The 24,130-nt window shown below is 51.8% G+C and carries 27 protein-coding genes; 12 read left to right on the top strand and 15 right to left on the bottom strand.

The window, feature by feature from the left end:
• Nucleotides 1-18: 18 nt before the first annotated feature.
• The 12 genes from yjgA to ACJJII_RS01030 form a co-directional block, all read right to left on the bottom strand.
• Nucleotides 19-534, bottom strand: a complete 516-nt coding sequence (gene yjgA / locus ACJJII_RS01085; RefSeq protein WP_444918015.1) for a ribosome biogenesis factor YjgA — start codon at nucleotides 532-534, stop codon at nucleotides 19-21.
• 46 nt (nucleotides 535-580) lie between these two features.
• The gene (mgtE, locus tag ACJJII_RS01080) at nucleotides 581-1,948 is read right to left on the bottom strand and encodes a magnesium transporter (RefSeq protein WP_413663049.1); all 1,368 of its coding nucleotides are present in this window, start codon (nucleotides 1,946-1,948) and stop codon (nucleotides 581-583) included.
• A 99-nt stretch (nucleotides 1,949-2,047) separates the two neighbouring features.
• Nucleotides 2,048-2,317 carry an HPr family phosphocarrier protein gene (locus tag ACJJII_RS01075; RefSeq protein WP_444918013.1) on the bottom strand — a complete coding sequence of 90 codons (270 nt, stop codon included), beginning with the start codon at nucleotides 2,315-2,317 and terminating at the stop codon, nucleotides 2,048-2,050.
• Between the two features lie 19 nt (nucleotides 2,318-2,336).
• On the bottom strand, nucleotides 2,337-3,197 hold the full coding sequence (gene rapZ / locus ACJJII_RS01070) for an RNase adapter RapZ (RefSeq protein WP_444918012.1): 861 nt from the start codon (nucleotides 3,195-3,197) through the stop codon (nucleotides 2,337-2,339).
• A gap of 105 nt (nucleotides 3,198-3,302) precedes the next feature.
• Nucleotides 3,303-3,764, bottom strand: a complete 462-nt coding sequence (gene ptsN, locus ACJJII_RS01065) for a PTS IIA-like nitrogen regulatory protein PtsN (RefSeq protein ID WP_444918011.1) — start codon at nucleotides 3,762-3,764, stop codon at nucleotides 3,303-3,305.
• Nucleotides 3,765-3,767: 3 nt separating this feature from the next.
• Nucleotides 3,768-4,058, bottom strand: a complete 291-nt coding sequence (gene hpf, locus ACJJII_RS01060) for a ribosome hibernation-promoting factor, HPF/YfiA family (RefSeq protein WP_108734230.1) — start codon at nucleotides 4,056-4,058, stop codon at nucleotides 3,768-3,770.
• 196 nt (nucleotides 4,059-4,254) lie between these two features.
• Complete coding sequence (locus ACJJII_RS01055) at nucleotides 4,255-5,721, bottom strand: RNA polymerase factor sigma-54 (RefSeq protein WP_444918010.1); 1,467 nt, start codon at nucleotides 5,719-5,721, stop codon at nucleotides 4,255-4,257.
• 194 nt (nucleotides 5,722-5,915) lie between these two features.
• On the bottom strand, nucleotides 5,916-6,641 hold the full coding sequence (lptB, locus tag ACJJII_RS01050; protein ID WP_444918009.1) for an LPS export ABC transporter ATP-binding protein: 726 nt from the start codon (nucleotides 6,639-6,641) through the stop codon (nucleotides 5,916-5,918).
• Between the two features lie 92 nt (nucleotides 6,642-6,733).
• Nucleotides 6,734-7,291, bottom strand: a complete 558-nt coding sequence (gene lptA, locus ACJJII_RS01045) for a lipopolysaccharide transport periplasmic protein LptA (RefSeq protein WP_444907486.1) — start codon at nucleotides 7,289-7,291, stop codon at nucleotides 6,734-6,736.
• Entirely contained in the window at nucleotides 7,278-7,847 is a 570-nt protein-coding gene (gene lptC, locus ACJJII_RS01040; RefSeq protein ID WP_444918008.1) for an LPS export ABC transporter periplasmic protein LptC, read from the bottom strand. Before lptC ends, lptA begins: the two co-directional genes overlap by 14 nt.
• Nucleotides 7,844-8,380 (bottom strand): KdsC family phosphatase, encoded by a 537-nt coding sequence (locus ACJJII_RS01035; protein ID WP_444918007.1) that lies wholly within the window; start codon nucleotides 8,378-8,380, stop codon nucleotides 7,844-7,846. Before ACJJII_RS01035 ends, lptC begins: the two co-directional genes overlap by 4 nt.
• A 69-nt stretch (nucleotides 8,381-8,449) precedes the next feature.
• Nucleotides 8,450-9,421, bottom strand: a complete 972-nt coding sequence (locus ACJJII_RS01030; protein WP_444915731.1) for a KpsF/GutQ family sugar-phosphate isomerase — start codon at nucleotides 9,419-9,421, stop codon at nucleotides 8,450-8,452.
• A gap of 408 nt (nucleotides 9,422-9,829) precedes the next feature.
• Between ACJJII_RS01030 and ACJJII_RS01025 the strand changes: the two genes are divergently transcribed.
• The 5 genes from ACJJII_RS01025 (at nucleotide 9,830) to hisD (ending at nucleotide 14,125) form a co-directional block, all read left to right on the top strand.
• On the top strand, nucleotides 9,830-10,483 hold the full coding sequence (locus ACJJII_RS01025; RefSeq protein ID WP_444915732.1) for an MlaC/ttg2D family ABC transporter substrate-binding protein: 654 nt from the start codon (nucleotides 9,830-9,832) through the stop codon (nucleotides 10,481-10,483).
• 87 nt (nucleotides 10,484-10,570) lie between these two features.
• Nucleotides 10,571-10,804, top strand: a complete 234-nt coding sequence (locus ACJJII_RS01020) for a BolA family protein (protein WP_444896351.1) — start codon at nucleotides 10,571-10,573, stop codon at nucleotides 10,802-10,804.
• A gap of 44 nt (nucleotides 10,805-10,848) precedes the next feature.
• Complete coding sequence (murA, locus tag ACJJII_RS01015; RefSeq protein WP_444896352.1) at nucleotides 10,849-12,111, top strand: UDP-N-acetylglucosamine 1-carboxyvinyltransferase; 1,263 nt, start codon at nucleotides 10,849-10,851, stop codon at nucleotides 12,109-12,111.
• 50 nt (nucleotides 12,112-12,161) lie between these two features.
• Nucleotides 12,162-12,800, top strand: coding sequence for an ATP phosphoribosyltransferase (gene hisG / locus ACJJII_RS01010; RefSeq protein ID WP_413663036.1), 639 nt, complete (start codon nucleotides 12,162-12,164; stop codon nucleotides 12,798-12,800).
• 14 nt (nucleotides 12,801-12,814) lie between these two features.
• On the top strand, nucleotides 12,815-14,125 hold the full coding sequence (gene hisD / locus ACJJII_RS01005) for a histidinol dehydrogenase (protein ID WP_444918006.1): 1,311 nt from the start codon (nucleotides 12,815-12,817) through the stop codon (nucleotides 14,123-14,125).
• 37 nt (nucleotides 14,126-14,162) lie between these two features.
• Here the strand turns inward: hisD and ACJJII_RS01000 are convergent, their stop codons facing one another.
• Together ACJJII_RS01000 and ACJJII_RS00995 are read right to left on the bottom strand one after the other, a co-directional pair.
• Complete coding sequence (locus tag ACJJII_RS01000) at nucleotides 14,163-14,597, bottom strand: nuclear transport factor 2 family protein (RefSeq protein ID WP_444918004.1); 435 nt, start codon at nucleotides 14,595-14,597, stop codon at nucleotides 14,163-14,165.
• Nucleotides 14,598-14,617: 20 nt separating this feature from the next.
• The gene (locus ACJJII_RS00995; protein ID WP_444918003.1) at nucleotides 14,618-15,760 is read right to left on the bottom strand and encodes a S1C family serine protease; all 1,143 of its coding nucleotides are present in this window, start codon (nucleotides 15,758-15,760) and stop codon (nucleotides 14,618-14,620) included.
• A gap of 391 nt (nucleotides 15,761-16,151) precedes the next feature.
• Here ACJJII_RS00995 and sat point away from each other — a divergent pair, with 391 nt between their 5' ends.
• Nucleotides 16,152-17,342: a sulfate adenylyltransferase gene (sat, locus tag ACJJII_RS00990; RefSeq protein WP_413663032.1), complete on the top strand. Its 1,191-nt coding sequence runs from the start codon at nucleotides 16,152-16,154 to the stop codon at nucleotides 17,340-17,342.
• Between the two features lie 86 nt (nucleotides 17,343-17,428).
• Here the strand turns inward: sat and ACJJII_RS00985 are convergent, their stop codons facing one another.
• Complete coding sequence (locus ACJJII_RS00985) at nucleotides 17,429-17,869, bottom strand: Z-ring associated ZapG family protein (protein ID WP_157954137.1); 441 nt, start codon at nucleotides 17,867-17,869, stop codon at nucleotides 17,429-17,431.
• A gap of 350 nt (nucleotides 17,870-18,219) precedes the next feature.
• Here ACJJII_RS00985 and zapE point away from each other — a divergent pair, with 350 nt between their 5' ends.
• The 6 genes from zapE to ACJJII_RS00955 all read left to right on the top strand — a co-directional run bounded on the left by zapE (nucleotide 18,220) and on the right by ACJJII_RS00955 (nucleotide 24,128).
• Nucleotides 18,220-19,344, top strand: coding sequence for a cell division protein ZapE (gene zapE / locus ACJJII_RS00980; protein WP_444918002.1), 1,125 nt, complete (start codon nucleotides 18,220-18,222; stop codon nucleotides 19,342-19,344).
• 114 nt (nucleotides 19,345-19,458) lie between these two features.
• Nucleotides 19,459-19,887 carry a 50S ribosomal protein L13 gene (rplM, locus tag ACJJII_RS00975; RefSeq protein WP_108734214.1) on the top strand — a complete coding sequence of 143 codons (429 nt, stop codon included), beginning with the start codon at nucleotides 19,459-19,461 and terminating at the stop codon, nucleotides 19,885-19,887.
• Between the two features lie 15 nt (nucleotides 19,888-19,902).
• Nucleotides 19,903-20,295 carry a 30S ribosomal protein S9 gene (gene rpsI, locus ACJJII_RS00970; protein WP_413663030.1) on the top strand — a complete coding sequence of 131 codons (393 nt, stop codon included), beginning with the start codon at nucleotides 19,903-19,905 and terminating at the stop codon, nucleotides 20,293-20,295.
• A 301-nt stretch (nucleotides 20,296-20,596) separates the two neighbouring features.
• Nucleotides 20,597-21,196 (top strand): ubiquinol-cytochrome c reductase iron-sulfur subunit, encoded by a 600-nt coding sequence (petA, locus tag ACJJII_RS00965; RefSeq protein ID WP_444918001.1) that lies wholly within the window; start codon nucleotides 20,597-20,599, stop codon nucleotides 21,194-21,196.
• Entirely contained in the window at nucleotides 21,193-23,394 is a 2,202-nt protein-coding gene (locus tag ACJJII_RS00960) for a ubiquinol-cytochrome c reductase (protein WP_444918000.1), read from the top strand. Before petA ends, ACJJII_RS00960 begins: the two co-directional genes overlap by 4 nt.
• Nucleotides 23,395-23,501: 107 nt before the next feature.
• Nucleotides 23,502-24,128 (top strand): glutathione S-transferase N-terminal domain-containing protein, encoded by a 627-nt coding sequence (locus tag ACJJII_RS00955; protein WP_108734210.1) that lies wholly within the window; start codon nucleotides 23,502-23,504, stop codon nucleotides 24,126-24,128.
• The last annotated feature ends 2 nt before the right edge of the window (nucleotides 24,129-24,130 follow it).

The raw sequence follows: 24,130 nt of genomic DNA, 5'->3' as shown, positions 1-24,130 counted from the left end.
CTGGAGCGCCCGGAGTCCTTATTCCGCTTTCTGGATAAAGAAGTCGCGAAGATAGCGGAATAATTTTCGTTGATTGGTTGGTGGCTTATTGTTTTTGATTTCTCGATGGGAGTCCCTAATCAGTTGGCGCAGCTGTTGATGGTCGACACCGGGATGCTGGTCAAAGAACTCACCCTGGGCACTATTGCCTTCTTCCAGTAGTCGTTTGCGCCAGTCCTCAGCCATTTTATCGAAACGCAGGTGTTGTTGGTCGCGCTCTTTAAAGCGGCTCAGCACTGTTTCTATCGCCTCTTGGTCGGCACTGCGCATCAACTTGCCGATGTACTGCATCTGGCGCCGGCGAGCTTCATTGGATTTGATCCGATGTAGCGTAGCAATAGCCTCCTGCAAGTCCTCATCTATGGGGACTTCAGCCAGTTGGGCCTTGGAGAGCTCGGTTAGTTGCTTGCCGAGATCCTGCAGCTCGTGCATTTCTTTTTTGACCTGAGTTTTGCTTTTCGGCAGGTCGTCATCGTAATCGTCGTATTCGTACATCTTTGATTCGCTTTCGGTAAATAAGGGGGCTTGGTCCAGAGGTGATTTAGCTAAAGTACCAAGTGGCCAAGCCCAGAAAAGACATAAAGCCTACTACATCGGTGACTGTAGTAAGCGCTACCCCGCCGGCCAGTGCCGGGTCTATATTCATGGCACGCAATGCTACTGGTAATATCGCTCCGGCGAGTGCGGCGGTTAATAGGTTGATTATCATGGCGGCAAGGATAATGACCGCAATCCATATATCGCCAAACCACATGGCGGTTATCAAGCCCATCACAAGCGCCCACAAAAGAGCATTGAGTGCCGCTGAACCCAGCTCACGGGAAAGTAGCCAGCTCAAATTACTGCGTCCTATCTGGCCTAAGGCCATACCGCGAATGACCACTGTCAGCGTTTGGCTACCGGCCACGCCTCCCATGCTGGCGACGATGGGCATTAGGACTGCTAGGGCTACCACCTTGTCCAGGGTATTTTGGAACAAACTGATCACCCAGGAGGCAAGCAGAGCTGTGAGCAGATTAATACCCAGCCAAACGGCCCGACGCCGCGCAGTGCGCCCTACTGGGGCAAAGGTGTCTTCCTCCTCATCGAGGCCGGCAAGGCTCATCAGGGAGTGGTCTGCATCCTCTCGGATAACATCTACTACATCGTCAATGGTGATTCGCCCCAGCAGGCGGTTATCCTCATCGACTACCGGTGCGGTAATCCAGTCATATTTCTCAAATAAGCGCGCGACTTCTGTGTCGGGCATATCTGCGGGTATTGGTTCCACATCGGTATTGACCACTTCGCGAACTGTCACCGATGGATCTGTGGTGAGAAGTTTGGATAGTGGCAAGAGACCGATATATTGGCCCCTCCGGTTAATCACAAAAAGGCTGTCGGTAGATTCCGGTAGTTGTTCATGGCGCCTAAGGTAGCGAAGTACCACATCGAGAGTCAGGTTGGGGCGGACAGAGATGGTGTCTGTATCCATTAAACCGCCGGCCGTGTTCTCATCATAGGCGAGAACACTTTCAACCCGGAGGCGGTCGGTTTCCGTCATCGATGAGAGCACTTCGGCAACAACTCGCTCCGGCAGCTGCTGAAGTATATCGGCGATGTCGTCGGCATCCAGGCCTTCCATCACCTCCACCATCTCCTCGGTATCCATAGTTGCGAGGATCTGGCTGCGCACATCGTCGGTGAGTTCCTGCAGGACCTCACCCTCTATTTCCCTATCCACCAAATTCCAAAGTACCTGGCGGATACGCGGTGGAGAGCTCTCCAGCAATTGCGCAACACTCTGGGGAGTCAGGGTCTTGAGCATGCGCCGGACTTCTTGTCCCGTACCGCTATCCAGCGCGGCATACAGCTCACCCAGCTGATTCTGTGCGCGGAATTTGATTTCGGCTTGGGGAGAGCTGGGCACAACAAGTCCTTACTGCTAGTGGTGGATTTGGGAGGCGATGTAAAAGCTTAGCGATTTAATGTTTAGAGTGAGCTTTTCGTGGCAATAGTATACTGGCCTCTATTCAGCTTCGCCGAATCGATTGGAGATCAGTGTGCTGATAGCTTCCAGGGCGGCACTTTCATCTGTCCCCTCTATTTCCAGTTCCAGCTCCGTGCCTTTGCCTGCAGCTAGTAACATTAGGGCCATCACACTTTTTCCATCTACGGCTTTACCCTGGCAATGCACTTTAATATTGGAGCAGAACTTGGAGGAAGTCTGTGCGAACTTGCTTGCAGCGCGGGCGTGCAAGCCGAGTTTATTGATGATGGTCAGTTGGTGTTTCTGCATTGCGCTGCTCGACAAAAATCTATTTTTGTTGCTCCCTGTGGCGTATCTGGACGTTATCAAACTCTTTGGAAAATTTCTTTACCAGCTGTTCAACCATATAAACTGATCGATGTCGGCCCCCAGTGCAGCCGATAGAGACACAGGTGTAGCTGCGATTACTTTTCTGGTAGGAGGGCAGCCAGTTTTCCAAAAAGTTGGTGATGTCAGCCTCCATCTTTGCGGTCTCTGGGTGAGAGCGCAAGAATTCAGCGACCTCGATATCCTTACCGGTTTTTTCTCTTAGAGCTGGTTCCCAGTAGGGATTGGGTAGACAGCGTAAGTCAAAAATCAAGTCTGAATCCACAGGCACGCCATACTTGAACCCGAAGGACTGGAAGAGAATCGCCATGCTGTTTGATTGTTCTCCAACAACACGATTTTTAATCAGTTCGCGCAGTTGGTGCAAGCTCAGGGTGCTGGTATCAATAACCATATCCGCAATGGTTGAGATAGGGGTGAGCAGCTCTTTTTCCTGATTGAGAGCTTCTAGCAAATGGGTGCAATCATTGCTGAGAGGGTGCTTCCGTCTGGTCTCACTGAATCGCTGTACTAAAACCGGCTCGCGGGCATCGAGATAGATAACATCACATTGAACCCCTGCCTCGCGCAAGGACTCAATAACACTGGGAGCCTGTCTTATGTCTTGCCAGAGGTTGCGGGCATCGACGCCCAGGGCCAGGGGTGTGTTTTCTTTTGGCGGTTGTGCCTTGACCCTCTTAACCAGCTCCGGGAGCAGGCTGGTGGGAAGGTTGTCGATACAATTGAAGCCGACATCTTCCAGTAATTGCAGTGCAGAACTTTTTCCGGAGCCGGAGCGTCCACTAATTATCACCAAGCGCATGGAGAGCCCTTTTCTTTGATCAAGTCTTTATTATTTCGCTTGTTGCACTACCTGAACAATGAGGCGAATGTCAGCTCTGAGACTCAGTTACTAACAAAACCTCCTCTAGGCGGCTGCGGTACTATCAATAGCGAGGGCATATAGCTCATCACTACTTTGTGCTTGCCTTAGCTTATCTCTAACCTGGCTGTTGGAAAACAGAGCGGCGATTTCGGCTAGTGTATCCAGATGTTCCTGCTCAGCATCTTCGGGGACCAGAAGAGTAAATAGCAAATCGACAGGCTGGCGGTCGACAGAGTCAAAATCAATGGCAGGCTGGGTGGTACAGAGAACCCCAATGGGGTTATCACAGCCGGGTAACCTGCAATGGGGAATGGCAACACCATCGCCGATACCGGTGGAACCAAGGCGCTCACGGGCGATCAGTTGGTTAAAAACTGTATCGGAGTCGTGTTGGGGATATTGTTCGGCGATGGCCTGGGCAATATTGAGCAGTAGCTTTTTTTTGCTGCTCCCCGCCAGATGGCAAAGGCTAAGGCGGGGAGAGAGTAATGCTTCCAGTGTCATAGTTCAGCGATGGTTCTGCAACTTCTCTTTGTGTTTTTTCAGTTGGCGGTCCAGCTTATCGGTGAGCGCATCAATTGCCGCGTACATATCTCTGTCTTCGGATCCAGCGCAGAGGTCGTGACCGTTTATATGTACCGTCGCCTCAGCTTTTTGGATCAGTTTTTCGACGGATAAAATTACTTGCGCGTTGGTGATGTTGTCGTAATGTCTGGACAGCTTCTCCATTTTGCTTTCGCAGTAGCTGCGCATAGGTGAGGTAACGTCGACGTGGTGGCCACTAATATTGATCTGCATGGATTTCTCCTTAAAGGTGCATCACAAGCCGGCGCTCACCCCCTATCGGGTCGCAACCCTACTAGGAAGTGGGCCAGAATGGAAGGATACACTCAAATTTTGGATTTTGGTTGCAAGTTGGGGGCGGAAGGCGCCAGTAGCGTATGACTGGAGGTGGGTTAGGGGTCAGATTAATTGGCTGTGTTTGGGTTGTAACTTAAATGAGCCTCTTTCTCTCACTTGAGGAGGGGATACCCATAGATTCGCGGTATTTCGCTACCGTTCGGCGCGCAACCTTGATGCCTTGCTTGTCCAGCTCCTGAGTGATCTTGTTATCTGATAGCGGCTTTCGAGGTACTTCTGTGTCAATCAGCTTGCGAATCAGAGCTCGAATGGCGGTGGATGACGCATCCTCACCGGAATCTGTACTGACGTGGCTTGAGAAGAAATATTTGAGTTCGAAAACTCCCCGTGGAGTCAGCATATATTTTTGAGTGGTCACTCGGGATATGGTGGATTCATGCATGCCAATGGTTTCAGCAATATCTGCCAGAACCATTGGTCGCATTGCCTCTGGGCCTTCCTCAAAAAAGCCTTGCTGTTTATCCACAATGGACGTGGCGACCTTTAGCAGGGTGTCGTGGCGGCTTTGTAGACTCTTCAAGAACCAGCGGGCCTCCTGCAAGTGATCCCGCATGAAATTGTTTTCCCGGGAGTTATCCGCCCGTTTTACCAAGGAGGCGTAGTGGCCATTAATCCGGATCTTTGGAGTGATTTCTGGATTAAGTTCGACCAGCCAGCGGTGATCCTTGCGGGACACAATAATGTCGGGAATGACATAAGCGGGCTGTTCCCCGCTGAACTCCTCACCTGGGTTGGGGGTTAGTGTCTGGATAAGGCGGATCACTTCGCCGAGCTGGGCTTCGTTGAGGCGTGTGCGTCGGGTGAGTTGCCTGAAATCCCTTTTACCAAGTAATTCCAGGTGGCGCTCAATAATGGTCTGCGCCTCCTTTAGCCACAGAGTTTCCGCTGGTAGCTGCTTGAGCTGGAGTAGAAGGCACTCTTGGAGGTTTCTGGCCCCACAGCCAGCTGGTTCGAATTGTTGTACAGCTTTAAGGACTGCAACTACCTCATCTTCTTCGAGCTGAAGGGAGGTGGCTACGTCATCAGCGGTGGTATTGAGAAGACCGTTTGGGTCGATGGCGTCAATAAGGTGCTCGCCGATCCATTTATCGTGACTGGAAAGTGCTGTCAGGTTTAATTGCCAGCGCAAGTGGTCTTGAAGTGTGTCGGTGGAAGAGTTGCGCTCAAAACTGGGGTCGTCGCCCTCGGCGGGGCCACTGTAGCTGTTGTAAATGTCGTCCCAATGAGAATCAACCGGCAGCTCTGTTGGAATATCCTGGTTCCATTCAGAATCACCAAGCTCTTTTTCCTCAGTGGCTGTGTGGGTTAAATCCTCCCCTACAGCGGCTGGTGGCTCTTGTTGTGCGTTGCTCTCGGTATTGGCTGTTACTTGTTGAGCCAGATCTTCACCCTCAGTCTCTAGCATTGGATTGCTGTCGAGGGCTGCCTGGACTTCTTGCTGTAAATCTAGTGTGGAGAGCTGCAGGAGGCGTATAGCCTGCTGCAACTGGGGGGTCATGGTTAGCTGTGCGCCGAGCTTGAGCTGGAGAGACTGCTTCATAATTTAAAGTTGAAGGCCAGTGCGACAAAAGGTTCGTCAAAATTAACCCGAGATGGCGCAGACTACCTTGGCCCTCAAACTATTACAAGCAATAAGCGTGCCGACTATTGCCTGCTAAGAGGTCGTTTCTGGGTTGATGTATGATAAGTTTCTCGAAATTTTTATTATTAAGTTGCATCTGTCATCATTTGCCATTAAATCGTGAACTCATGTCCCAAATAGACTTCGCGTACCTGCTGGTTAGCGAGGACATCATCGGGCGTGCCAGAGGCAATAATATGTCCCTCGCTGACGATATAAGCAGTTTCACAGATATCCAGGGTTTCTCTCACGTTGTGATCTGTGATCAAAACGCCGATATCCCTGTCCCGCAAGTGGCGAATAATGTGTTTGATGTCGTTCACTGAAATAGGGTCGACACCAGCAAAGGGCTCATCGAGCAAGACAAAGCTTGGGTCTGTAGCCAGGGCTCGTGCAATCTCTACCCTGCGTCGCTCTCCGCCGGATAGAGCCATTCCTAGGCTGTTTTCGATGTGTGTAATGTTGAACTCTTCGAGCAACTCCTGGGCTTGCTCTTCCCGCTCTTTACGATTGAGTCCTTTTCGGGTTTCGAGGATTGCGAGAATATTGTCACGCACTGACAGGCGTCGAAAAACAGAGGCCTCCTGGGGCAGGTAGCCGATTCCTTTACGGGCGCGCCCGTGCATTGATAGACGGGTAATATCTTCGTTGTCGATCAGGACTTGCCCGGCATCGGCCTGCACCAGCCCAGCGATCATATAGAAGCAGGTGGTTTTCCCTGCTCCGTTGGGGCCAAGTAAGCCAACGACCTGTCCACTTGAGACGCTGACAGAGACATCTTGGACAACTTTTCTTTTCTTATATTGTTTGGCGAGGTGTAACGCTTGTAGCGTTGGCATAATGAGTCCTGAAATCTAACCGCGGCCGAGAGGGGCAGCGGATTACATCATTGTAAATAGCGCTGTTTTACAGGCATTGAAACTTGGGTGAACTACTGGTCTGTGTCGGTATTAGCTTCAGCGGGCTCGCTGGCTTCTGTGCTCTCAGGTTTCCAGATCATCTCAACTCTGCCTTGGCCAGGCTGGCTGCGAGCGCTCATTTGCTCAGTGGCGAGATCGTAGTCGATTTTCTCCGCAGTTAGGGTGTTGCCATCGCGATCGATATAAGCTTGCCCGGTGAGCTGTAGCTCTTCAGAGCTGATGACATACTCTATGCGCTCAGCGCGGGCTTTAACTGGTTCCTCGCTCTCCAGTATCTTTTGCTGGAAGTGCGCGGGGCGGCCCACAGCAATGACCCGGCTGATTTCATCGCTGGCCGTAAAGTACACTTCCACGCGATCTGCCCTGATTTGGAGTGAGCCCTGTGTGATGACCACATTGTCACTATATACCACTAAGTTATTGGCGCGGTCGGCTGACATAGATTCCGAGCCCACAGAGATTCTCTGGGTTCTATCATCAGGTAAAGCCTGTGCTACGGTGGTAATAGCTGCCAGCGTAATCGCAGTGAAGGTCTTAAGCATAGAGGGATAGCGGTTATTGGGTGTCATAGCTGCTCTTCACGTCGGATAGAATTTCCATCCGGTTTTCTTTCAGGTAGGCGCGCATCCCCGTTCCTTCAGTGCGGTTGGGGCCGGAGCTAATAATAACAACTTTGTCGGTCTCGGCGAATTCCCTGTCAGGGAAGATTGTGATTCGCGGTGTCTCCAATTGGATGCCATTCGGGCCAGGGAGTTCATCAATTTGAACGTCACCACTAAGTACGATACGTTTTCCTCGGTTGAAGGCCACCCCCCTTTTGGAGCGAGTTGCCCACTTGGGCTGGTCGTCCGTATAGAACAGCATGCGCGGTTCTTTTAGGTTGGCTCGATCTCTACGTTTAAACTGAAAGTAGGTGATTTGCTCTGCATCCACTCGATAAGCTAGGTTGCCTGCCTGGTCAAAATGGCGAGTTTCAGCCCCTTTGATAATAAGGTCCGCAGCCCGATTTTGTTGCTGAGGAGTGGGCCTTTTGCCTAGGAGCTGTTCTGGCGGACTCTCGGAAAACCAGAGCCCGGCACTTATAAGCAGAATGACCAGTATGAGAGGCAACCACGAGCGCATCATTTTTCTCCGATATAGGGGGCGAGCGCCGCGTCAAAGGTCCCTTGTGCAATCATAATGCGGTCGCAGATTTCGCGTACAGCACCCTCGCCGCCACGAGCCTCTGTGATCCAAAGGGCTCGCTCCCGTACGGGGGGGGCTGCATTAGGTGGTGCGATGGGGCACCCGATCTTGGTCATTACCAGTAGATCGGGATAATCATCCCCGACATAGGCGATATCTTCCAGGCGGCATGGCTCTTCAGAAAGTAGCTCCTGTAGTGCGGCAAACTTGTCCTCCCGGCCCTGAATCAATTTATTGATACCCAAGTCGTGCGCTCGGCGCTCTACAACATTACTGCGCCGGCCGGTAATGATTGCTACACGTACTCCAGAGTTTTGCAGCATTTTAATGCCGTGCCCATCCAGGGTGTGGAAGGTTTTGAGCTCGTTGCCGCTATTGTCAAAATAAAGCTTGCCATCTGTCAGAACACCGTCCACATCCAGAACAAGCCAGCGGATATTTTTCAGGGAGTCATTTAATTTTTGTTCGGGCATCACCGGAGTAATCTCTCTTCGCCTTTGATTGTGAGGGCAAAACCTGCGTATTAATTGTCCGGTATTATCTCAGATAACTCCGGCGCGCAGAATATCGTGCATATGGAGTACGCCGACAGGGTGGTGAGCTTCATCTTCTACCACTAATGCAGTGATTTTGTAGTCCTCCATAATTCTTAGGGACTCTGCAGCGAGAGTGTCAGCAGAAACCGTTTTAGGGCGGCGACTCATCACCTCCTCCATGAGTGCTTTGTCGAGTTCGATTTTTTGATCAATTACTCGGCGCAAATCACCGTCGGTGAAAACGCCTAGTAATTCATCGTCGCTATTTACAATAGTTGTCATGCCGAACCCTTTGCTGGTCATCTCTAGCAGGGCTTTTGATAGCAGCGTCTCTGGAGTTACCTGAGGGAGTTCATCGCCCGCGTGCATCACGTCCTCAACCTTCAGTAGAAGCCTGCGCCCGAGGGCACCGCCGGGGTGAGAGAAGGCAAAATCTTCGGCAGTAAAACCCCTGGCCTCGAGCAGGGCGACTGCAAGTGCATCTCCCATCACCAGAGTAACTGTTGTTGATGAGGTGGGGGCCAAGTTGAGGGGGCAGGCCTCTGTGGCTACCGATATATCCAAATTGACTTCCGCAGCTTGAGCCAGAGGGGAGTCGGTTTTTCCTGCCATGCTAATTAGTGGAATGCCCAGGCGTTTTAGCAGAGGTAGTAGAGTGAGGACTTCAGCGGATGAGCCAGAATTGGATATGGCTATGACAACATCATCTCGAGTGATCATGCCGAGATCACCGTGGCTCGCTTCGCCGGGGTGAACAAAAAAGCTCGGTGTGCCAGTGCTGGCAAGGGTGGCGGCGATCTTTCGGCCAATATGCCCAGATTTCCCCATGCCGGTAACAATGGTGCGACCGCGACATTGCATGATCATTTCACAGGCTCGCTGGAATTCGCCATTAACTCTGTGTTCCAGTGCTGCCACCGCTTCAGTTTCCATGCGGACGGTGCGGCGCCCAGCTTCCAAAATTAAATCCTGTGTCATCAACTGCCTCAATCGCTTACTAGTGCTCTGACAAGTTCTCGTAAAACTGCCTTATTATGCGACAGTTTCGATATTTACTTATGCGACAGCGTGGATAATTTTTGTCATATGAGTCCAATATTTAAAGGCGACTCGATCTTTTGCTGTCGTGCTAATCTATATTAGCGGGCTGCTGGCGGCGGAAAAAGCCAGTGCGCACTTTAGATGTGTCAAATGACACGCTCGTACACCGCCACATTGCCGGGTGTGGCCATGGTATAGTTTGCCGTCTCCGCTGTCAGCTATGTCACTCAATGGATGATCGACACACTCTCAGTTGGGCTGCGGGAAGGTTGATATGTGGTATTGCTATGGCACTAAATTCTGTCATATGCGTCCAAGGAATGATTTGCTAACTGGAGATAATTTGTGAACGCATCATTTTGGCTTGGCCGAAACGGTTTGTCGCGGTGGATTAGATTTGCGCTTTGTGTTGTTTTTGCTTCTGCAGTGATGCCTGCAGCCAATGCGGCCCAAAATCCATATGTAATGATTAAAGGGGTTTCCGATGAGCTTTTGGGGGTAATTCGTACCAACGCTCAGTATGCAAATTCAGACCCACAAAGATACTACAATGCTGTTGAAGGGGTGCTGACCCCGGTTGTTGATTTTGACTTTATCGCTCGCGGTGTAATGGGGCGCTATGCCAAGCAGGCGACTGCCGACCAACGCTCTCGCTTTACGGATGCTTTTCGTCGCGATCTTGTAGCGACATTTGCTCGCGGCGTGGCAAATTTTGGCGACCTGGATGTAAAAGTGGTCAATCCCGGCACCACACCTCAAGGTAATCGTGTAAATGTGCTGCAGGAAGTTCGCAGCAAAGAGGGTATAACAAAAGTTTCGTATACCTTGGTGCGCAATCGGGCAGGCCAGTGGAAGTTGATCAATGTGATTCTGAATGGGGTCAACCTGGGTAAGACTTTCCGCAGTCAGTTCTCGCAGTCAATGCAGACTTATGGGGACATCGACAAGGTGATTTCTAATTGGTCAGCGGCAGACGATGCCGCAAATAAAGTGAGTTGATCCGCGAACTTTGGAGTGCGTAGCTGCGCACTCCGCTTGATTCAAGTACACTTGCGTGCTGTTTTTAACCAATCGCAAGTCCCTCCTATGCAACCAGACGAAATCAAGGCCCTAATCGAAGGGCAAATTCCCGATAGTACTGTTGAAGTGGCTTTTGAAGGTAGTCACCTGATGGTCACTGTAGTGAGCAGTTCCTTTGAGGGTCTGAGTCGTTTAAAAAAGCAACAGCTTGTCTATGCCGCTCTTGGTGAAAAAATCGCCGATGGCACCTTGCATGCCGTGCAAATGCAGACTCTGACTCCAGAAGAAGCCAGTCGTTAACTTGCCATTGCCACTGAGGTGTTGGCTATCTAGAAAGAGATTGAATGGATAAGTTGATAATAGAGGGCGGCAGCCCAATTTCCGGGACTCTGCGGATTTCTGGAGCTAAGAATTCAGCCTTGCCGATATTGGCTGCTGCTTTATTGGCTGACGGGCCTGTGCAAATCGATAATTTGCCGCATCTCAATGATATTACCACCATGATCACCTTGCTCCGGTGTATGGGGTGTGATGTCACTATTGATGAAAAGTTGGGTGTTGAGATTGACCCTCGCTCAGTCAATGACCTGACCGCTCCCTATGAGCTGGTTAAAACGATGCGGGCCTCAATCTTGGTTCTTGGGCCCCTGTTGGCTAGGCATGGGGTTGCGAATGTCTCCTTTCCAGGTGGTTGTGCAATTGGTAGCCGCCCAGTCGATATTCACCTGAAGGGCCTTGAGGCAATGGGTGCTGAGATAACCATCGATGGTGGTTTCATTCGGGCGCGCTCCAATGGTCGTCTTAAGGGAGCCAATATTGTCATGGAGAAAGTGACAGTTGGCGGCACTGAAAATCTGTTGATGGCAGCGGCACTGGCAGAGGGAACTACGACTCTGCACAACGCCGCTCGCGAGCCTGAAATCGTCGATTTGGCAGAGTTCCTTATTGCTATGGGGGCTCAGATTGAAGGGGTTGGCACTGACACCCTGCGTGTTCACGGTGTACCTAAGCTTACCCCCTGCAAGTTCACTGTTATGCCGGACCGTATTGAAACCGGAACCTTCCTTGCGGCAGCTGCAGCGGCGAGGGGCAAAGTGCGCCTGCTCAATACTCGTGCCGATATCCTCGATGCGGTTATGGTTAAGTTTGAAGAGGCTGGAGCTCATATCAGTTGTGGCGACGATTGGATTGAGCTGGATATGAAAGGCAATCGCCCTAAAGCGGTGAGCTTCCGTACAGCGCCTTACCCAGCCTTCCCTACAGATATGCAGTCCCAGTTCACAGCAATGAATGCTGTAGCCGAAGGAAAGGGGACTGTAGTTGAGACAATCTTTGAAAACCGCTTAATCCAGGTTCATGAGCTGAATCGAATGGGAGCAGATATCACCCTGGAAGGCAATACGGCAATTGTTACCGGGGTGGAGAAGCTTAAGGGCGCTCCAGTAATGGCTTCAGATCTGCGCGCGTCAGCTAGCTTGGTTATTGCTGGTATGGTGGCAGAGGGCACTACTATGGTGGATCGTATTTACCATATTGACCGCGGCTACGAGTGTATTGAAGAGAAGCTCCGACAGCTGGGCGCGAATATTCGGCGTGTTCCCGGCTGATTGCTACGAAGTTAATCCCAAGAGCCAATGACGGACTGGCGTAAATCGAAATGACTGCACAAATTACAATCGCACTGACAAAAGGGCGGATTCTTCAGGAGACCCTACCGCTTCTTAAGGCGGCAGGGTTGGAGCCTGCTGAAGACCTAACTAAAAGTCGAAAGTTGATATTTCCGACGAATCGCGAAGGGGTGCATCTCCTCCTCCTGAGGGGAGTGGATGTGCCCACTTATGTGCAGCATGGAGCCGCAGATATTGGTGTGGCGGGGAAAGACACCCTACTCGAGCATAGTTCTGATGGTATATACGAGCCTCTCGATTTGGGCATTGCCCGCTGCCGCCTGATGACCGCTGGTGTTAAGGGGGGGCAATTGCCCAGTGGCCGAATTAAGGTCGCTACCAAGTTTGTACAGAGTGCCAAAAAGCACTATGCCTCGATTGGCCGTCAGGTTGACATTATTAAGCTGTATGGGGCTATGGAGCTTGCTCCGCTAATGAATTTGGCCGACGAGATTGTCGATATTGTAGATAGTGGCAATACGCTAAAGGCCAATGGCCTTGAAGCCCGAGAGACTATTGCGCAAATCAGCAGTCGATTGATCGTCAACAAGGCAGCCATGAAGATGAAATATGCGCCAATCAATAGTTTGATTGAGAAGTTGGCATCGGCTGTAGCACAAACCAAATAGATACCCGAAGCATTATGACGAGCAAAGTAATTCGTCGGCTAAATACGGTCGATAGAGATTTCGATGGCCAATTGAAGCAGTTATTGGCTTGGGAGGCAGTGGCAAATCAAGAGGTTGAAAGTATCGTTGCAGAAATATTGCAGCGTGTTCGCGCTCATGGTGATAAGGCTGTTATCGAGTTCACCAACCGCTTTGATCATCGGCACCTGGAAAGGGCGAAAGACTTTGCTCTGCCGGCTGCTGAGCTTACCGCGGCTCTAGGTCGTATAAGTACCGAGGAGCGCGAGGCCCTGGAGGAAGCTGCTAATAGAGTGAGGCGTTACCACGAGCATCAAAGACAGGAGTCCTGGCGCTATACGGAGGCCGATGGGACTGTGCTTGGGCAGCAGATTACCCCAATGCAAAGTGTCGGCATTTATGTTCCTGGAGGTAAGGCGAGTTACCCTTCTTCCGTGCTTATGAATGCAATTCCTGCAAAAGTTGCTGGGGTTGACGCCGTAAATATGGTGGTGCCGGCTCCGAAAGGGGCGCTGAACGACCTGGTGTTGGCGGCAGCGGCAATAGCAGGGGTGGACCGGGTGTTTACGATTGGTGGTGCCCAGGCAGTAGCGGCACTAGCCTATGGTACTGAGTCTATTCCTGCGGTGGATAAAATTGTTGGTCCGGGGAATATCTTTGTGGCCAGTGCCAAGCGTGCTGTTTTTGGTCATGTTGCTATCGACATGATTGCGGGCCCTTCTGAAATTCTGGTTATTTGCGATGGGCAAACAGATCCCGACTGGATTGCCATGGATCTGCTGTCACAGGCTGAACACGATGAGCAGGCGCAGTCAATTCTGTTGTGCCCTGATGCTGAGTATCTAGATCGGGTTGAGAGTTCGCTGCAAAGGCTTTTGGTCGAGTTGCCCCGAGCTGAAATTGCCTCCCGCTCCCTTGCTGATCGTGGAGCGTTGATCCAAGTGGAGTCCATACAGCAGGCGATAGAAATCTCTAATCAGATTGCACCGGAGCACCTGGAAGTTTCAGTAGATAATCCTGAGGCTTACCTTCCTGGGATCCGGAATGCCGGAGCCATTTTCCTCGGGCGCTATACGGCAGAGGCATTGGGGGACTACTGTGCTGGCCCCAATCATGTCCTTCCTACCAGTGGCACTGCCCGTTTTTCCTCACCGCTGGGAGTTTACGACTTCCAGAAGCGCAGTTCGGTGATCTACTGTTCTGAAAAAGGCGCTGATACCTTGGGGCGCGTAGCGCATACTCTTGCTCTGGGTGAGGGCTTAGATGCTCATGCTCGCTCTGCCGGGTATCGAGTCAAAGATTCTTGAATGTTGCACCCGGTAGGTTTCTTTCTGCGGGGCTATTTCAGTATTGGTCTATCAAGGGGATATGGGTAGCCTGCCAAGCAAGGGCGCGCCACTCCCCCTTCCGTTTTACAAATGTGCCGGTATTAAAATAATAACGTTGCTCATCCTTACTGCTATCGTTTGCAGATAACTTAAATGCAACAATAGCGGTATCGCCCAGTAGTCGGATGTCAATTTCCTCGGCGGCATAGCTCATCGTTATGGGCTCTGTACGGGGTGTTTGCATCCCTTGCATAATTTCGCTTTTTCCAAAGCGCTTTCCCCCAGAGCTGGTGTATATCAGGTCCTCAGCCCAGAATCGTTGGTGGGCCTGGGAATCAGTGGCGGCTTTTCCGATAAAGTTTGTCAGCAATTGGTGCAAGTCCTCTCTATCCCCAGCCATTGCGGGCGCAGTAGAGGTAATAAAGAGCAAGGCTAATACCAGTGAGCGCATAGAGACATTTCCTTATGAATTTATTCTATCGTCGTCTTTGTTTGGGGTTCTTCTGAAACAGTTGCTTCAACTGTGTAGGGTGCCCCATCGCGAATAAAAGTAATGGAGATAGTGTCGCCGGGACGCAGGGTGGCCATAGTTGCCTCCCCTTGCTTGCCATCGCCGATGGGTAAGCCATCTAGTTGCGTAATGACATCTCCTGGTTGAAGGCCGGCAATATGTGCGGGGCCTTCGTTGTAGATAGCTGTCACCAATACACCACCAGTGGAATTTAAATTGAACTCCTTGGCCATTTGGGGACTTATGCCGGTGGCCTCAATACCCAGCCAGCCGGGTACGACGCGGCCATAAGCAATAATATCCTGCATGACTTTGAAGGCAATATTGGCGGGAATGGCGAAGCTGATCCCGCCTGAATAGCCGGATTGATTGAGAATTGAGGTGTTGATGCCTAGCAGGCGCCCTTGAGAGTCAACCAGTGCGCCACCAGAGTTTCCAGGGTTGACCGCAGCATCTGTCTGCAAAAAGTTCTGTAAGTAGCTGCCGGTGCCTGAGTTTTCAAGGTGACGGCCTTTCGCACTGATAATGCCTTGAGTCACAGTTTGCCCAACTCCAAAAGGGTTGCCGATTGCTAGGACGACGTCGCCCACCTGTGCCCTGTCGGGTTCACCGACAGAAATGGAGGTCAGGCCGTCGAGGTCAATTTTGAGGACGGCCAAGTCAAAATCTGTATCGCTTCCGACGAGCCTTGCTTGCGCTTCCCGTCCATCAGCTAAAAGAATAACAATGGCATCGGCCTGGTCGACCACATGATGGTTGGTCAGGATATAACCGTTATCACTGGCAATGACACCTGAGCCAAGATTGGATTGCATCCTCTGTCTTTGCGGGACATCCATGTTGTCGAACAGGCGCCTAAAAAGGGGGTCATTGAACAGAGGGTGCTGGCGCTGCGGCATAGCCATTCGGGTGTAGATATTGACTACAGCAGGGCCTGCCACATTGACGGCATGGGCATAGGAAACCGGACCTTGGGTATTATTTCCATTGGCCTCAGGGGCGATACCACGCAGTTGTGGGAATATAACCAAGAGCAGGGCAGCCATGGCAAGGCCTACCAGGGTTGGTAGGATCCAATCTTGTAAAAATCGGTTTTGGGACACTCGTGACTCCTCTTTGCGCTGATTATACACACGTCTCCAGGCGGAATCGCTGTACATGGACTTTGTTAGAGGAAATAGTTTCTTTTGGCTGGGTGGTTGTTCACGGCACAACAATTAGCACATAGGGGCTCTACAAAATGGCTTGGACAGAGGGACAGTTTGTGAGCCTAATTGGAGGGCGCTTGTATTTCTCACTCTACTGTATAGCGATTGCCCAGTGTCCGGGTCTGCTTGTTTGGTTTTTGAGACGCTGGAGTTGCTCAGGGAGTGGAATTTGGGAGGTATAATCTAACTCCTGTATGGCAATGACATTGGTCGCTTACGATAGATGCGTATAATGGCCAATCGAAATTTTAAGACTAACCGGTAACTACTGTTTTTGGAGACCTAAATGTCCCTAGTTCGCCCCCATGGCAGCGTTGAACTTCAGCCACGCTTTGTATATGACAGTGAGAGGCATCACCAGTTGATGCATGAAGCGGAGTCCCTGCCGTCAATCGTGGTCAGTTCGGCAGCCGCCGCTAACGCGGTGATGCTCGGGGCGGGATACTTCAATCCGTTGCACGGCTATATGAATCTGGCAGATGCCATGAGTGTTGCTGAAACCTTGCGCACAGTAGACGGCCTGTTCTGGCCGGTGCCGGTTGTTAATGTTGTTAAAGACGCTAGTGAAATTGAGGGTGCCTCCCGTATTGCCCTGCGTGACCCGAATGTCGAGGGTAATCCGGTTCTCGCCGTGATGGATGTTGAGGCGATCGAAACCATTTCAGAAGAGCAAATGGACACCATGGCTGAGCAGGTGTTTGGCACTCTGGATGAGAAACACCCCGGTGTCGCAACTTTTAAGTCTGCGGGTCGAACTCTAGTATCGGGCCCGATCGAAGTGCTGAACTTTAGCTACTTCCAGAATGACTTCCCGGATACTTTCCGCACTGCGGTAGAGATTCGCAATGAATTCAAGGAGCGTGGCTGGAATAAGGTTGTAGCCTTCCAGACTCGCAACCCGATGCACCGCGCGCACGAAGAGCTGTGCAAGATGGCCCTCGACGGGGTAGAGGCCGATGGTGTGCTGATTCATATGCTGCTTGGCCAGCTGAAGCCCGGTGATATCCCCGCTCCGGTGCGCGATGCTTCCATTCGCAAGATGGTAGAGCTGTACTTCCCGGCGAATACTGTGATGGTGACCGGCTACGGCTTCGATATGCTGTATGCGGGCCCGCGCGAAGCGGTATTGCATGCGGTATTCCGCCAGAACTGTGGCTGTAGTCACCTGATTGTCGGTCGCGATCACGCCGGCGTTGGCGATTACTACGGCGCTTTCGATGCTCAGACAATCTTCGATGAAAAGGTGCCTGAAGGCGCTCTAGAGATTGAGATTTTCCGTGCTGACCACACTGCTTATTCCAAAAAACTGAATAAGGTGGTGATGATGCGTGATGTTCCTGATCACACGAAAGAAGACTTTATTCTGCTTTCAGGTACTAAAGTGCGTGAAATGTTGGGTGATGGTATTGCGCCGCCTCCTGAGTTTTCTCGCCCTGAAGTGGCGCAGATTTTGATGGATTACTATCAGAGTCTGTAAATGCCGAATAAAAAAGGCGGGTGATTACCCGCCTTTTTTATTGCTTGGAAAGCTGCGTTTCATCATCTCGTACAGCTTATTAATTATTAGCTGCTCTCATGGGCCTCTTTTTCGAGCCCGTAGTCCTCAGCAAGCGTGCCTTTGGCGCCAGGTTCCTTGGGGGCCCAGTCGCGAGGTGGCTCTATATCCTGCAATTTCTCATCGTTGTCTTTTAATTTTCCACTGCCGGCTTTTAGCATCTGGCGGCCAATATCCTGGCTGGATAAGCGCAGCGCGCTATTAGACAGGTATTCGTGAACCTCTTTGTAGCTCTCGGTGAGGTTGTGAACAAGTTGTGACGTTTGGTCGAAGTGATCGTTGACCTGCAACTGGAAGTCTTCGAGTTTGTTGTTGGCCTCGCGGAGTCTCTGCTCCAGTTCCTCTGAGCGCTCCACACTGGTACGCCCGCGCACAGCTAGGAATGCGAGGAATGCACCCAGGGTCATACCGAGGACGCCGACTAGAATTAATACCGATGTAGAGTGCACTTACTACCTCCTCAACTTGCTTTTTTATTGTACAGATCGCCTCGCGGAGAGATGAGGCTGCCAATCTTGGCCCAGCCGGTTTCTGCACTTTGGGTAGCCCGCGTTCGTGGCTATTGCCCCTCATAATAGAGAGGCCAGTATACGCGATTATTACGCTGACAATTAATGTTGTCGGTCAATTGCGGCAGAATGGTTAGTGCCTGGTTCCAGTTTGCGGGGAGGGCTGGCTATTTCGGGTAGTTGCACTGTTGTAAAGGGTGCCAACCATGTCTCTCTGCGGTCTATGCGTAGATTGGTTGAATTTGATAGAGTGCGCGCCAGTTATTCAGTAGTCGAAGAAATTTTCCTCTATGTTGCCCGCCAAACCACTATTTTCTTCCCCTCTTGAGCGTTATGAGAGTGATCTTCAGCGCCCGGACTTCGTTGAGGATCAATCCCAGCGTCAGGCAGTTGAGGAGTTGCAGGATCTTCATCGGCGCCTGGTGGCTCGGTCTGAGCGCGGTGCGATCGTCAGTTTTTTGTCCCGTATTCGCAGTGGTGCTAATGAGCCCGAGAAGGGTCTCTACTTTTGGGGTGGGGTAGGCCGTGGAAAAACCTACCTAATGGATGCGTTTTTTGAGTCCCTGCCGTTCGCGGAAAAACAGCGCACCCATTTCCATCGCTTTATGCGTCGAGTTCATCAGGATCTAAAGGAGTACGCAGGGGAGAAGAATCCGCTGGAGAAGGTGGCGGATAAGATTGCCCGCCGCGCTCGGGTGCTCTGCTTTGATGAGTTTTTCGTCTCAGATATTGCCGATGCCATGATATTGGCCGGTCTGTTGGATGCGCTGTTCCGCCGGGGGGTGGCCCTGGTGGCGACCTCGAATATTGTGCCCAAGGGCTTATATAAAGATGGGTTGCAGAGGGTACGGTTTCTCCCGGCCATCGATCTGCTGGAGAAGTACACCAAGGTGGTTAATGTCGATAGCGGTACCGATTACCGGCTGCGCACCCTGGAGATATTGGAACTATATCATTCTCCGCTGGGACCTGAGGCGGATAGCAGTCTGGAGCAGAGTTTTTCGCAGCTGAGTGTCAGTGGCTGCGAAGCCCGTAGCGAGGTTCAGCTGCAAGTGGAGGGGCGTCCAATTCGAGCCTTGAAAGTAGCGGATGATGTTGCGTGGTTTGATTTTGTGGATTTGTGCGATGGGCCGCGATCGCAAAATGACTATATCGAATTGGCCAGGGAGTTCCACACGGTGCTTCTGGGGTCGGTAGTCAAGTTTGATGAGCGTATGGATGCCCAGGCGCGTCGCTTCATTAATCTAGTGGATGAATTTTACGACCGGTGCGTGAAGTTGGTAATTTCTGCGGAGGTTCCAGCTGAGGAGTTGTACGTCGGCCGGAATCTTAAGTTTGAGTTTGAGCGCACGGTGAGTCGGCTTTTGGAGATGCAGTCCCGCGAATATCTGGAGCGGCCCCATCGCCCCGAATAAGTCTGTCGAGTCGGGGTAAATTCCGCTTGAAAAGCATACACTCCTTTTGTACTATCCGCGCTCTTTTGTGGGACGGCCCCTAATTCTGGGGGTCATATTACAGGTGTTTATAACATGAAGACTTACAGTGCCAAGCCAGAGGCGGTAAAACGCGACTGGTACATTGTTGACGCTGCGGACAAGACCCTCGGCCGTATTGCTGCCGAGATCGCAACCCGCCTGCGCGGCAAGCACAAGCCTGAATACACGCCCCACGTGGACACTGGCGATTACATCATTGTAATCAACGCAGAAAAGGTTCGCGTGACCGGTAACAAGGCCAAAGACAAGATCTACCACAGCCACTCCGGCTACCCTGGTGGTCTTAAATCCATCAGCTTCGAAAAGCTGATCGAAAAAGCGCCCGAGCGCACCGTTCAAAGCGCCGTTAAAGGCATGCTGCCGAAAGGTCCTTTGGGTCGTGCCATGTTCAAGAAGCTGAAAGTATACAGCGGCAGTGAACATCCTCATGTGGCTCAACAGCCGATTGAACTGGCGATCTAAACGGGAATAAATCTGATGGCAACTACTCAATACTACGGTACCGGCCGCCGCAAGACCTCTACTGCTCGTGTATTCCTCACAGCAGGCGAAGGTAAGATCACCGTAAACGGTCGTACCCTGGACGAATACTTTGGCCGTGAAGTGGCTCGCATGATCGTGCGTCAGCCGCTGGAAAAGGTTGAAATGGTCGAGAAATTCGACATCACTGTTACTGTTAAAGGTGGCGGTTCCTTTGGTCAGGCGGGTGCTATCCGTCACGGCCTGACCCGTGCCCTGATGCAGTATGATGAAGCGCTGCGTCAACCGCTGCGCGCCGCTGGTTATGTTACCCGCGACGCCCGTGAGGTTGAGCGTAAGAAAGTGGGTCTGCGCAAAGCGCGTAAGAAGCCGCAGTTCTCCAAGCGATAAGCTTTCTTTTTGGCCCGGCTTTTGCCGGGCTTTTTTATATTCCCGTATCTGTGGTTATCCAGTGCTCTTATGACTTTTGCTGGATATATCGCGGTTTCGCCGCGTGATTCCCGACGTTCCCCGTAGCATTGCCTTGTATCAAATTGGCATTTTCTTTAACATTGCGCCGATTTGTATCCGCTTGATTTGTGGGGTTTATTCGCGCGGGCAATCTGCCGGGCGGGACTTCTTTCAAGACTTTTTGGGTTTGGGCCAGCGAATCTCCGGGCTATCGGGGTCGCTGTGATGGGAGAACTACGTCATGAGTGATGACGGTGTAAATGTAGGACGGCGCCGTTTTCTAACCGCAGCCACCTCAGTTGTTGGTGGCGCGGGTGCGGTGGGGGTTGCCGTTCCCTTCGTCGCTTCCTGGAAGCCGAGTGCCAAGGCGAAAGCTGCGGGCGCTCCGGTTAAATACAATGTTAGCAAAGTTGAACCGGGCCAAATGGTCACCGTAGAGTGGCGAGGCAAGCCGGTCTATGTTGTGCGCCGTACCGATGAAATACTGCAAGACCTGGAGAAAGTGGAGCCTCTACTGCGCGACCCTAACTCCGAGGAGTCTATCCAGCCAGCTTATGTAGATCCGGAAAACCGCTCTATCAAGCCAAAGCTGTTGGTGTTGGTTGGTCTGTGTACGCACCTTGGCTGCGCGCCTATGTACCGCCCGGAAGTGGGTGCTGCCGATTTGGGTGGCGATGAGTGGATGGGTGGCTTCTTCTGTCCCTGTCACGGTTCCAAATACGATATGGCTGGCCGTGTTTATACCGGTGTTCCCGCGCCTACCAACCTGGAGGTGCCGCCTTATTCCTATGAAAACGACGATGTAATCGTGATTGGCGTAGACCAGGAGGGCACCGCATGAAATGGCTCGCAGATTTCGGTGATTGGGTAGATCAGAGACTACCCATTTACCAGGCCTGGGATAAGCACATGGGCAAGTACTATGCGCCCAAAAACTTTAACCTGTGGTATTTCTTCGGCGTTTTCTCCCTATTGGTCCTGGTCAACCAGCTGTTGACCGGTATTTGGCTCGTTATGAGCTACAACCCCTCTGCCGAGGAGGCATTTGCCTCGGTTGAGTACATCATGCGTGATGTGGAGTGGGGTTGGTTGATACGATATCTCCACTCCACAGGTGCGTCTGCCTTCTTCGTGGTGGTGTACCTGCATATGTTCCGCGGTTTGATGTACGGCTCTTATAAGCCGCCCCGCGAGCTGGTGTGGATCTTCGGTATGTGTATCTACCTGGTGCTGATGGCAGAAGCCTTTATGGGTTACGTGCTGCCCTGGGGCCAGATGTCCTACTGGGGTGCCCAGGTAATTGTTTCCCTGTTTGGAGCAATTCCCGGTATTGGGGATAGCCTGGTTGAGTGGATTCGCGGAGACTACCTGATCTCTGGTATTACCCTGACCCGCTTCTTCTCCCTGCACGTTATTGCACTGCCACTGGTATTGGTACTGCTGGTAGTTCTGCATATCCTGGCGTTGCACGAAGTGGGTTCCAACAACCCAGACGGTATCGAGATCAAGAAGAACAAGGATGAGAACGGCATTCCCAAAGACGGTATTGCTTTCCACCCTTACTACTCTGTTCACGATTTGGTAGGTATCGCGGTATTCCTGTTTATCTTCGCAACGGTTGTGTTCTTCTTCCCGGAAATGGGCGGTTTCTTCCTGGAGCACGCTAACTTCGAAGAAGCGAACCCGCTGAAGACACCACCGCATATTGCTCCGGTTTGGTACTTCACACCGTTCTACGCAATCCTGCGCGCGGTGACTATGGATATTGGTCCTTTACCGGCTAAGTTCTTGGGCACGGTTGCAATGGGTGCCGCTATCGCTGTGCTGTTTGTACTGCCTTGGCTGGACAAGAGCCCGGTTCGCTCGATCCGTTACAAGGGCTGGCTACCTAAGGGCCTGCTGCTTCTGTTTGCTGCAGTATTTATTATTCTTGGTTACCTGGGTGTTAAATCCCCGACTCCGGATCGTAACTTCCTGTCTCAGGTAGCGACCCTGTTCTATTTCGCCTTCTTCCTGACTATGCCGGTTTGGACGAATCCGAAGAGTAAGAAAGGCGTTGGTTCCTGGGTTGTTTGTGTCGTCTTCGGCGTGCTGTTCCTGTGGATGGCGGTAGCTAATTTCTCTGTGAATACTTTCATGGGGGTTGTAACTCTACTGTTCGCTGCCTTCTTTGCTTTGCTGCCCTGGATTACCAATCGCGATGAGGTCTACCCTGAGCCCGAGCGTGTAACCAGCCCGTCTGGTGGTAAAACTTTCGGCATCCTGTTTATCGGTATTATCGTTGTCGGCCTGCTGACCTTTATTCCGATTAAAGCGGTGGGTGCGGAATCCGAAGTGGAGCTGGATCACATCAATATCGATCTGCGGGACAAGCCGTCCCTGCAGCGCGGTGCCAAGTACTTCGTCAACTACTGCATGGGTTGTCACAGTGCCAATTACTCCCGTTGGGAGCGCGTGGCCACTGACCTGGATATCCCGGTTGAGTTGATGATGGAGAACCTGGTTTTGGGTGACGACAAGATCGGCAGCCTGATGACGATCTCCATGCGTCCAGATGATTCCAAAGTATGGTTCGGCGCCGCGCCGCCGGACCTGACGCTGGTTGCTCGTTCTCGCTCACCGGAATGGCTCTACACTTACCTCCGCAGCTTCTATAAGGACGACAGTCGTGCTACCGGGGTAAACAACAAGGTCTTCCCGAGTGTGGCCATGCCTCACGTTCTGATGGAGCTGCAAGGCTTGCAGGAGTGTGCCCCTGGTCCCAAGCGCGACCACGGTAAAGTTGTCCGCGATGAGCTGGGCAACCCGATTATGGATGCCGCCTGTGGTAGCTTGGAAGTCGGTAAGGTGAAAGGCTCTATGACACCGGAAGAGTTTGATGGGGCAATGTATGACCTCGTCAACTTTATGGAGTACATTGCTGAGCCGATGGCTGAAGATCGCAAGCGTGTTGGCTTCTATGTGCTGGCGTTTATTTTTGTGTTCTTTATCTTCGCCTGGTTGCTGAACCGCGAATACTGGAAAGACGTGCACCACTAAAGCCGTCGCTAGTTTGTCTCTAATGGGTGGTGGGTTTACTCACTGCCCTTTTATATTTTGAATAAAAGGTCGGCTCTAGCCGGCTTAAAGTTTGAGGTAGTTTGAACATGGGTGTGCCTACCAACAAGCGCTCCTCGATGACCTTCTTCTCCGATGGTCGCAGCCACTATAGCCACCGAGTACGTATCGTACTTGCAGAGAAAGGGGTTTCCGTCGATATCACCGATGTGGACGCCGATGATAAACCAGCTGAACTCGCTGACCTCAATCCTTACAACTCCCTGCCAACCCTGGTAGATCGCGACTTGGTTCTGTTCGAGACCAAAGTGATGATGGAGTATCTGGACGAGCGTTTCCCGCATCCGCCGCTGCTGCCGGTTTACCCGGTTGCCCGCGCGCAGAGCCGCCAGATCATGCATCGTATCGAGCGCGACTGGTGTCCTCTGGTGGACAAGATCCTTGCCGGTGGTAAGGACGCGGCCTCCGCTCGCAAAGAACTGCGCGACAACCTGGTTGGCATCGCTCCGATGTTTACCGACCTGCCGTACTTCTTTAATGAAGAGTTTTCTCTGGTAGATTGCTGCATGGCTCCGCTGTTGTGGCGCCTCGAGCAGTTTGAAATCAGCCTCCCGAAAACAAAGCAGGTTAAGCCGTTGCTGGACTATATGGACCGCCTGTTTGCCCGCGAGGCATTCCAGCAGAGTCTGACCGAATACGAACGGGAAATGCGTTGAGG

Source organism: Microbulbifer maximicatervae (SeqCode) (genome assembly GCF_052467825.1).
The sequence above is the reverse complement of the archived record's forward strand: the minus strand, read 5'-3'. Positions and strand labels throughout refer to the sequence as shown.

Bases quoted from the DNA above. Each gene is read 5' to 3' on its own strand.
- yjgA (WP_444918015.1), bottom strand. From the start codon at position 534: ATGTACGAATACGACGATTACGATGACGACCTGCCGAAAAGCAAAACT.
- ACJJII_RS01075 (WP_444918013.1), bottom strand. From the start codon at position 2,317: ATGCAGAAACACCAACTGACCATCATCAATAAACTCGGCTTGCACGCC.
- rapZ (WP_444918012.1), bottom strand. From the start codon at position 3,197: ATGCGCTTGGTGATAATTAGTGGACGCTCCGGCTCCGGAAAAAGTTCT.
- ptsN (WP_444918011.1), bottom strand. From the start codon at position 3,764: ATGACACTGGAAGCATTACTCTCTCCCCGCCTTAGCCTTTGCCATCTG.
- hpf (WP_108734230.1), bottom strand. From the start codon at position 4,058: ATGCAGATCAATATTAGTGGCCACCACGTCGACGTTACCTCACCTATG.
- ACJJII_RS01055 (WP_444918010.1), bottom strand. From the start codon at position 5,721: ATGAAGCAGTCTCTCCAGCTCAAGCTCGGCGCACAGCTAACCATGACC.
- lptB (WP_444918009.1), bottom strand. From the start codon at position 6,641: ATGCCAACGCTACAAGCGTTACACCTCGCCAAACAATATAAGAAAAGA.
- lptA (WP_444907486.1), bottom strand. From the start codon at position 7,291: ATGACACCCAATAACCGCTATCCCTCTATGCTTAAGACCTTCACTGCG.
- lptC (WP_444918008.1), bottom strand. From the start codon at position 7,847: ATGATGCGCTCGTGGTTGCCTCTCATACTGGTCATTCTGCTTATAAGT.
- ACJJII_RS01035 (WP_444918007.1), bottom strand. From the start codon at position 8,380: ATGCCCGAACAAAAATTAAATGACTCCCTGAAAAATATCCGCTGGCTT.
- ACJJII_RS01030 (WP_444915731.1), bottom strand. From the start codon at position 9,421: ATGACACAGGATTTAATTTTGGAAGCTGGGCGCCGCACCGTCCGCATG.
- ACJJII_RS01020 (WP_444896351.1), top strand. From the start codon at position 10,571: ATGCAACCAGACGAAATCAAGGCCCTAATCGAAGGGCAAATTCCCGAT.
- murA (WP_444896352.1), top strand. From the start codon at position 10,849: ATGGATAAGTTGATAATAGAGGGCGGCAGCCCAATTTCCGGGACTCTG.
- hisG (WP_413663036.1), top strand. From the start codon at position 12,162: ATGACTGCACAAATTACAATCGCACTGACAAAAGGGCGGATTCTTCAG.
- hisD (WP_444918006.1), top strand. From the start codon at position 12,815: ATGACGAGCAAAGTAATTCGTCGGCTAAATACGGTCGATAGAGATTTC.
- ACJJII_RS01000 (WP_444918004.1), bottom strand. From the start codon at position 14,597: ATGCGCTCACTGGTATTAGCCTTGCTCTTTATTACCTCTACTGCGCCC.
- sat (WP_413663032.1), top strand. From the start codon at position 16,152: ATGTCCCTAGTTCGCCCCCATGGCAGCGTTGAACTTCAGCCACGCTTT.
- zapE (WP_444918002.1), top strand. From the start codon at position 18,220: ATGTTGCCCGCCAAACCACTATTTTCTTCCCCTCTTGAGCGTTATGAG.
- rplM (WP_108734214.1), top strand. From the start codon at position 19,459: ATGAAGACTTACAGTGCCAAGCCAGAGGCGGTAAAACGCGACTGGTAC.
- rpsI (WP_413663030.1), top strand. From the start codon at position 19,903: ATGGCAACTACTCAATACTACGGTACCGGCCGCCGCAAGACCTCTACT.
- petA (WP_444918001.1), top strand. From the start codon at position 20,597: ATGAGTGATGACGGTGTAAATGTAGGACGGCGCCGTTTTCTAACCGCA.
- ACJJII_RS00960 (WP_444918000.1), top strand. From the start codon at position 21,193: ATGAAATGGCTCGCAGATTTCGGTGATTGGGTAGATCAGAGACTACCC.
- ACJJII_RS00955 (WP_108734210.1), top strand. From the start codon at position 23,502: ATGGGTGTGCCTACCAACAAGCGCTCCTCGATGACCTTCTTCTCCGAT.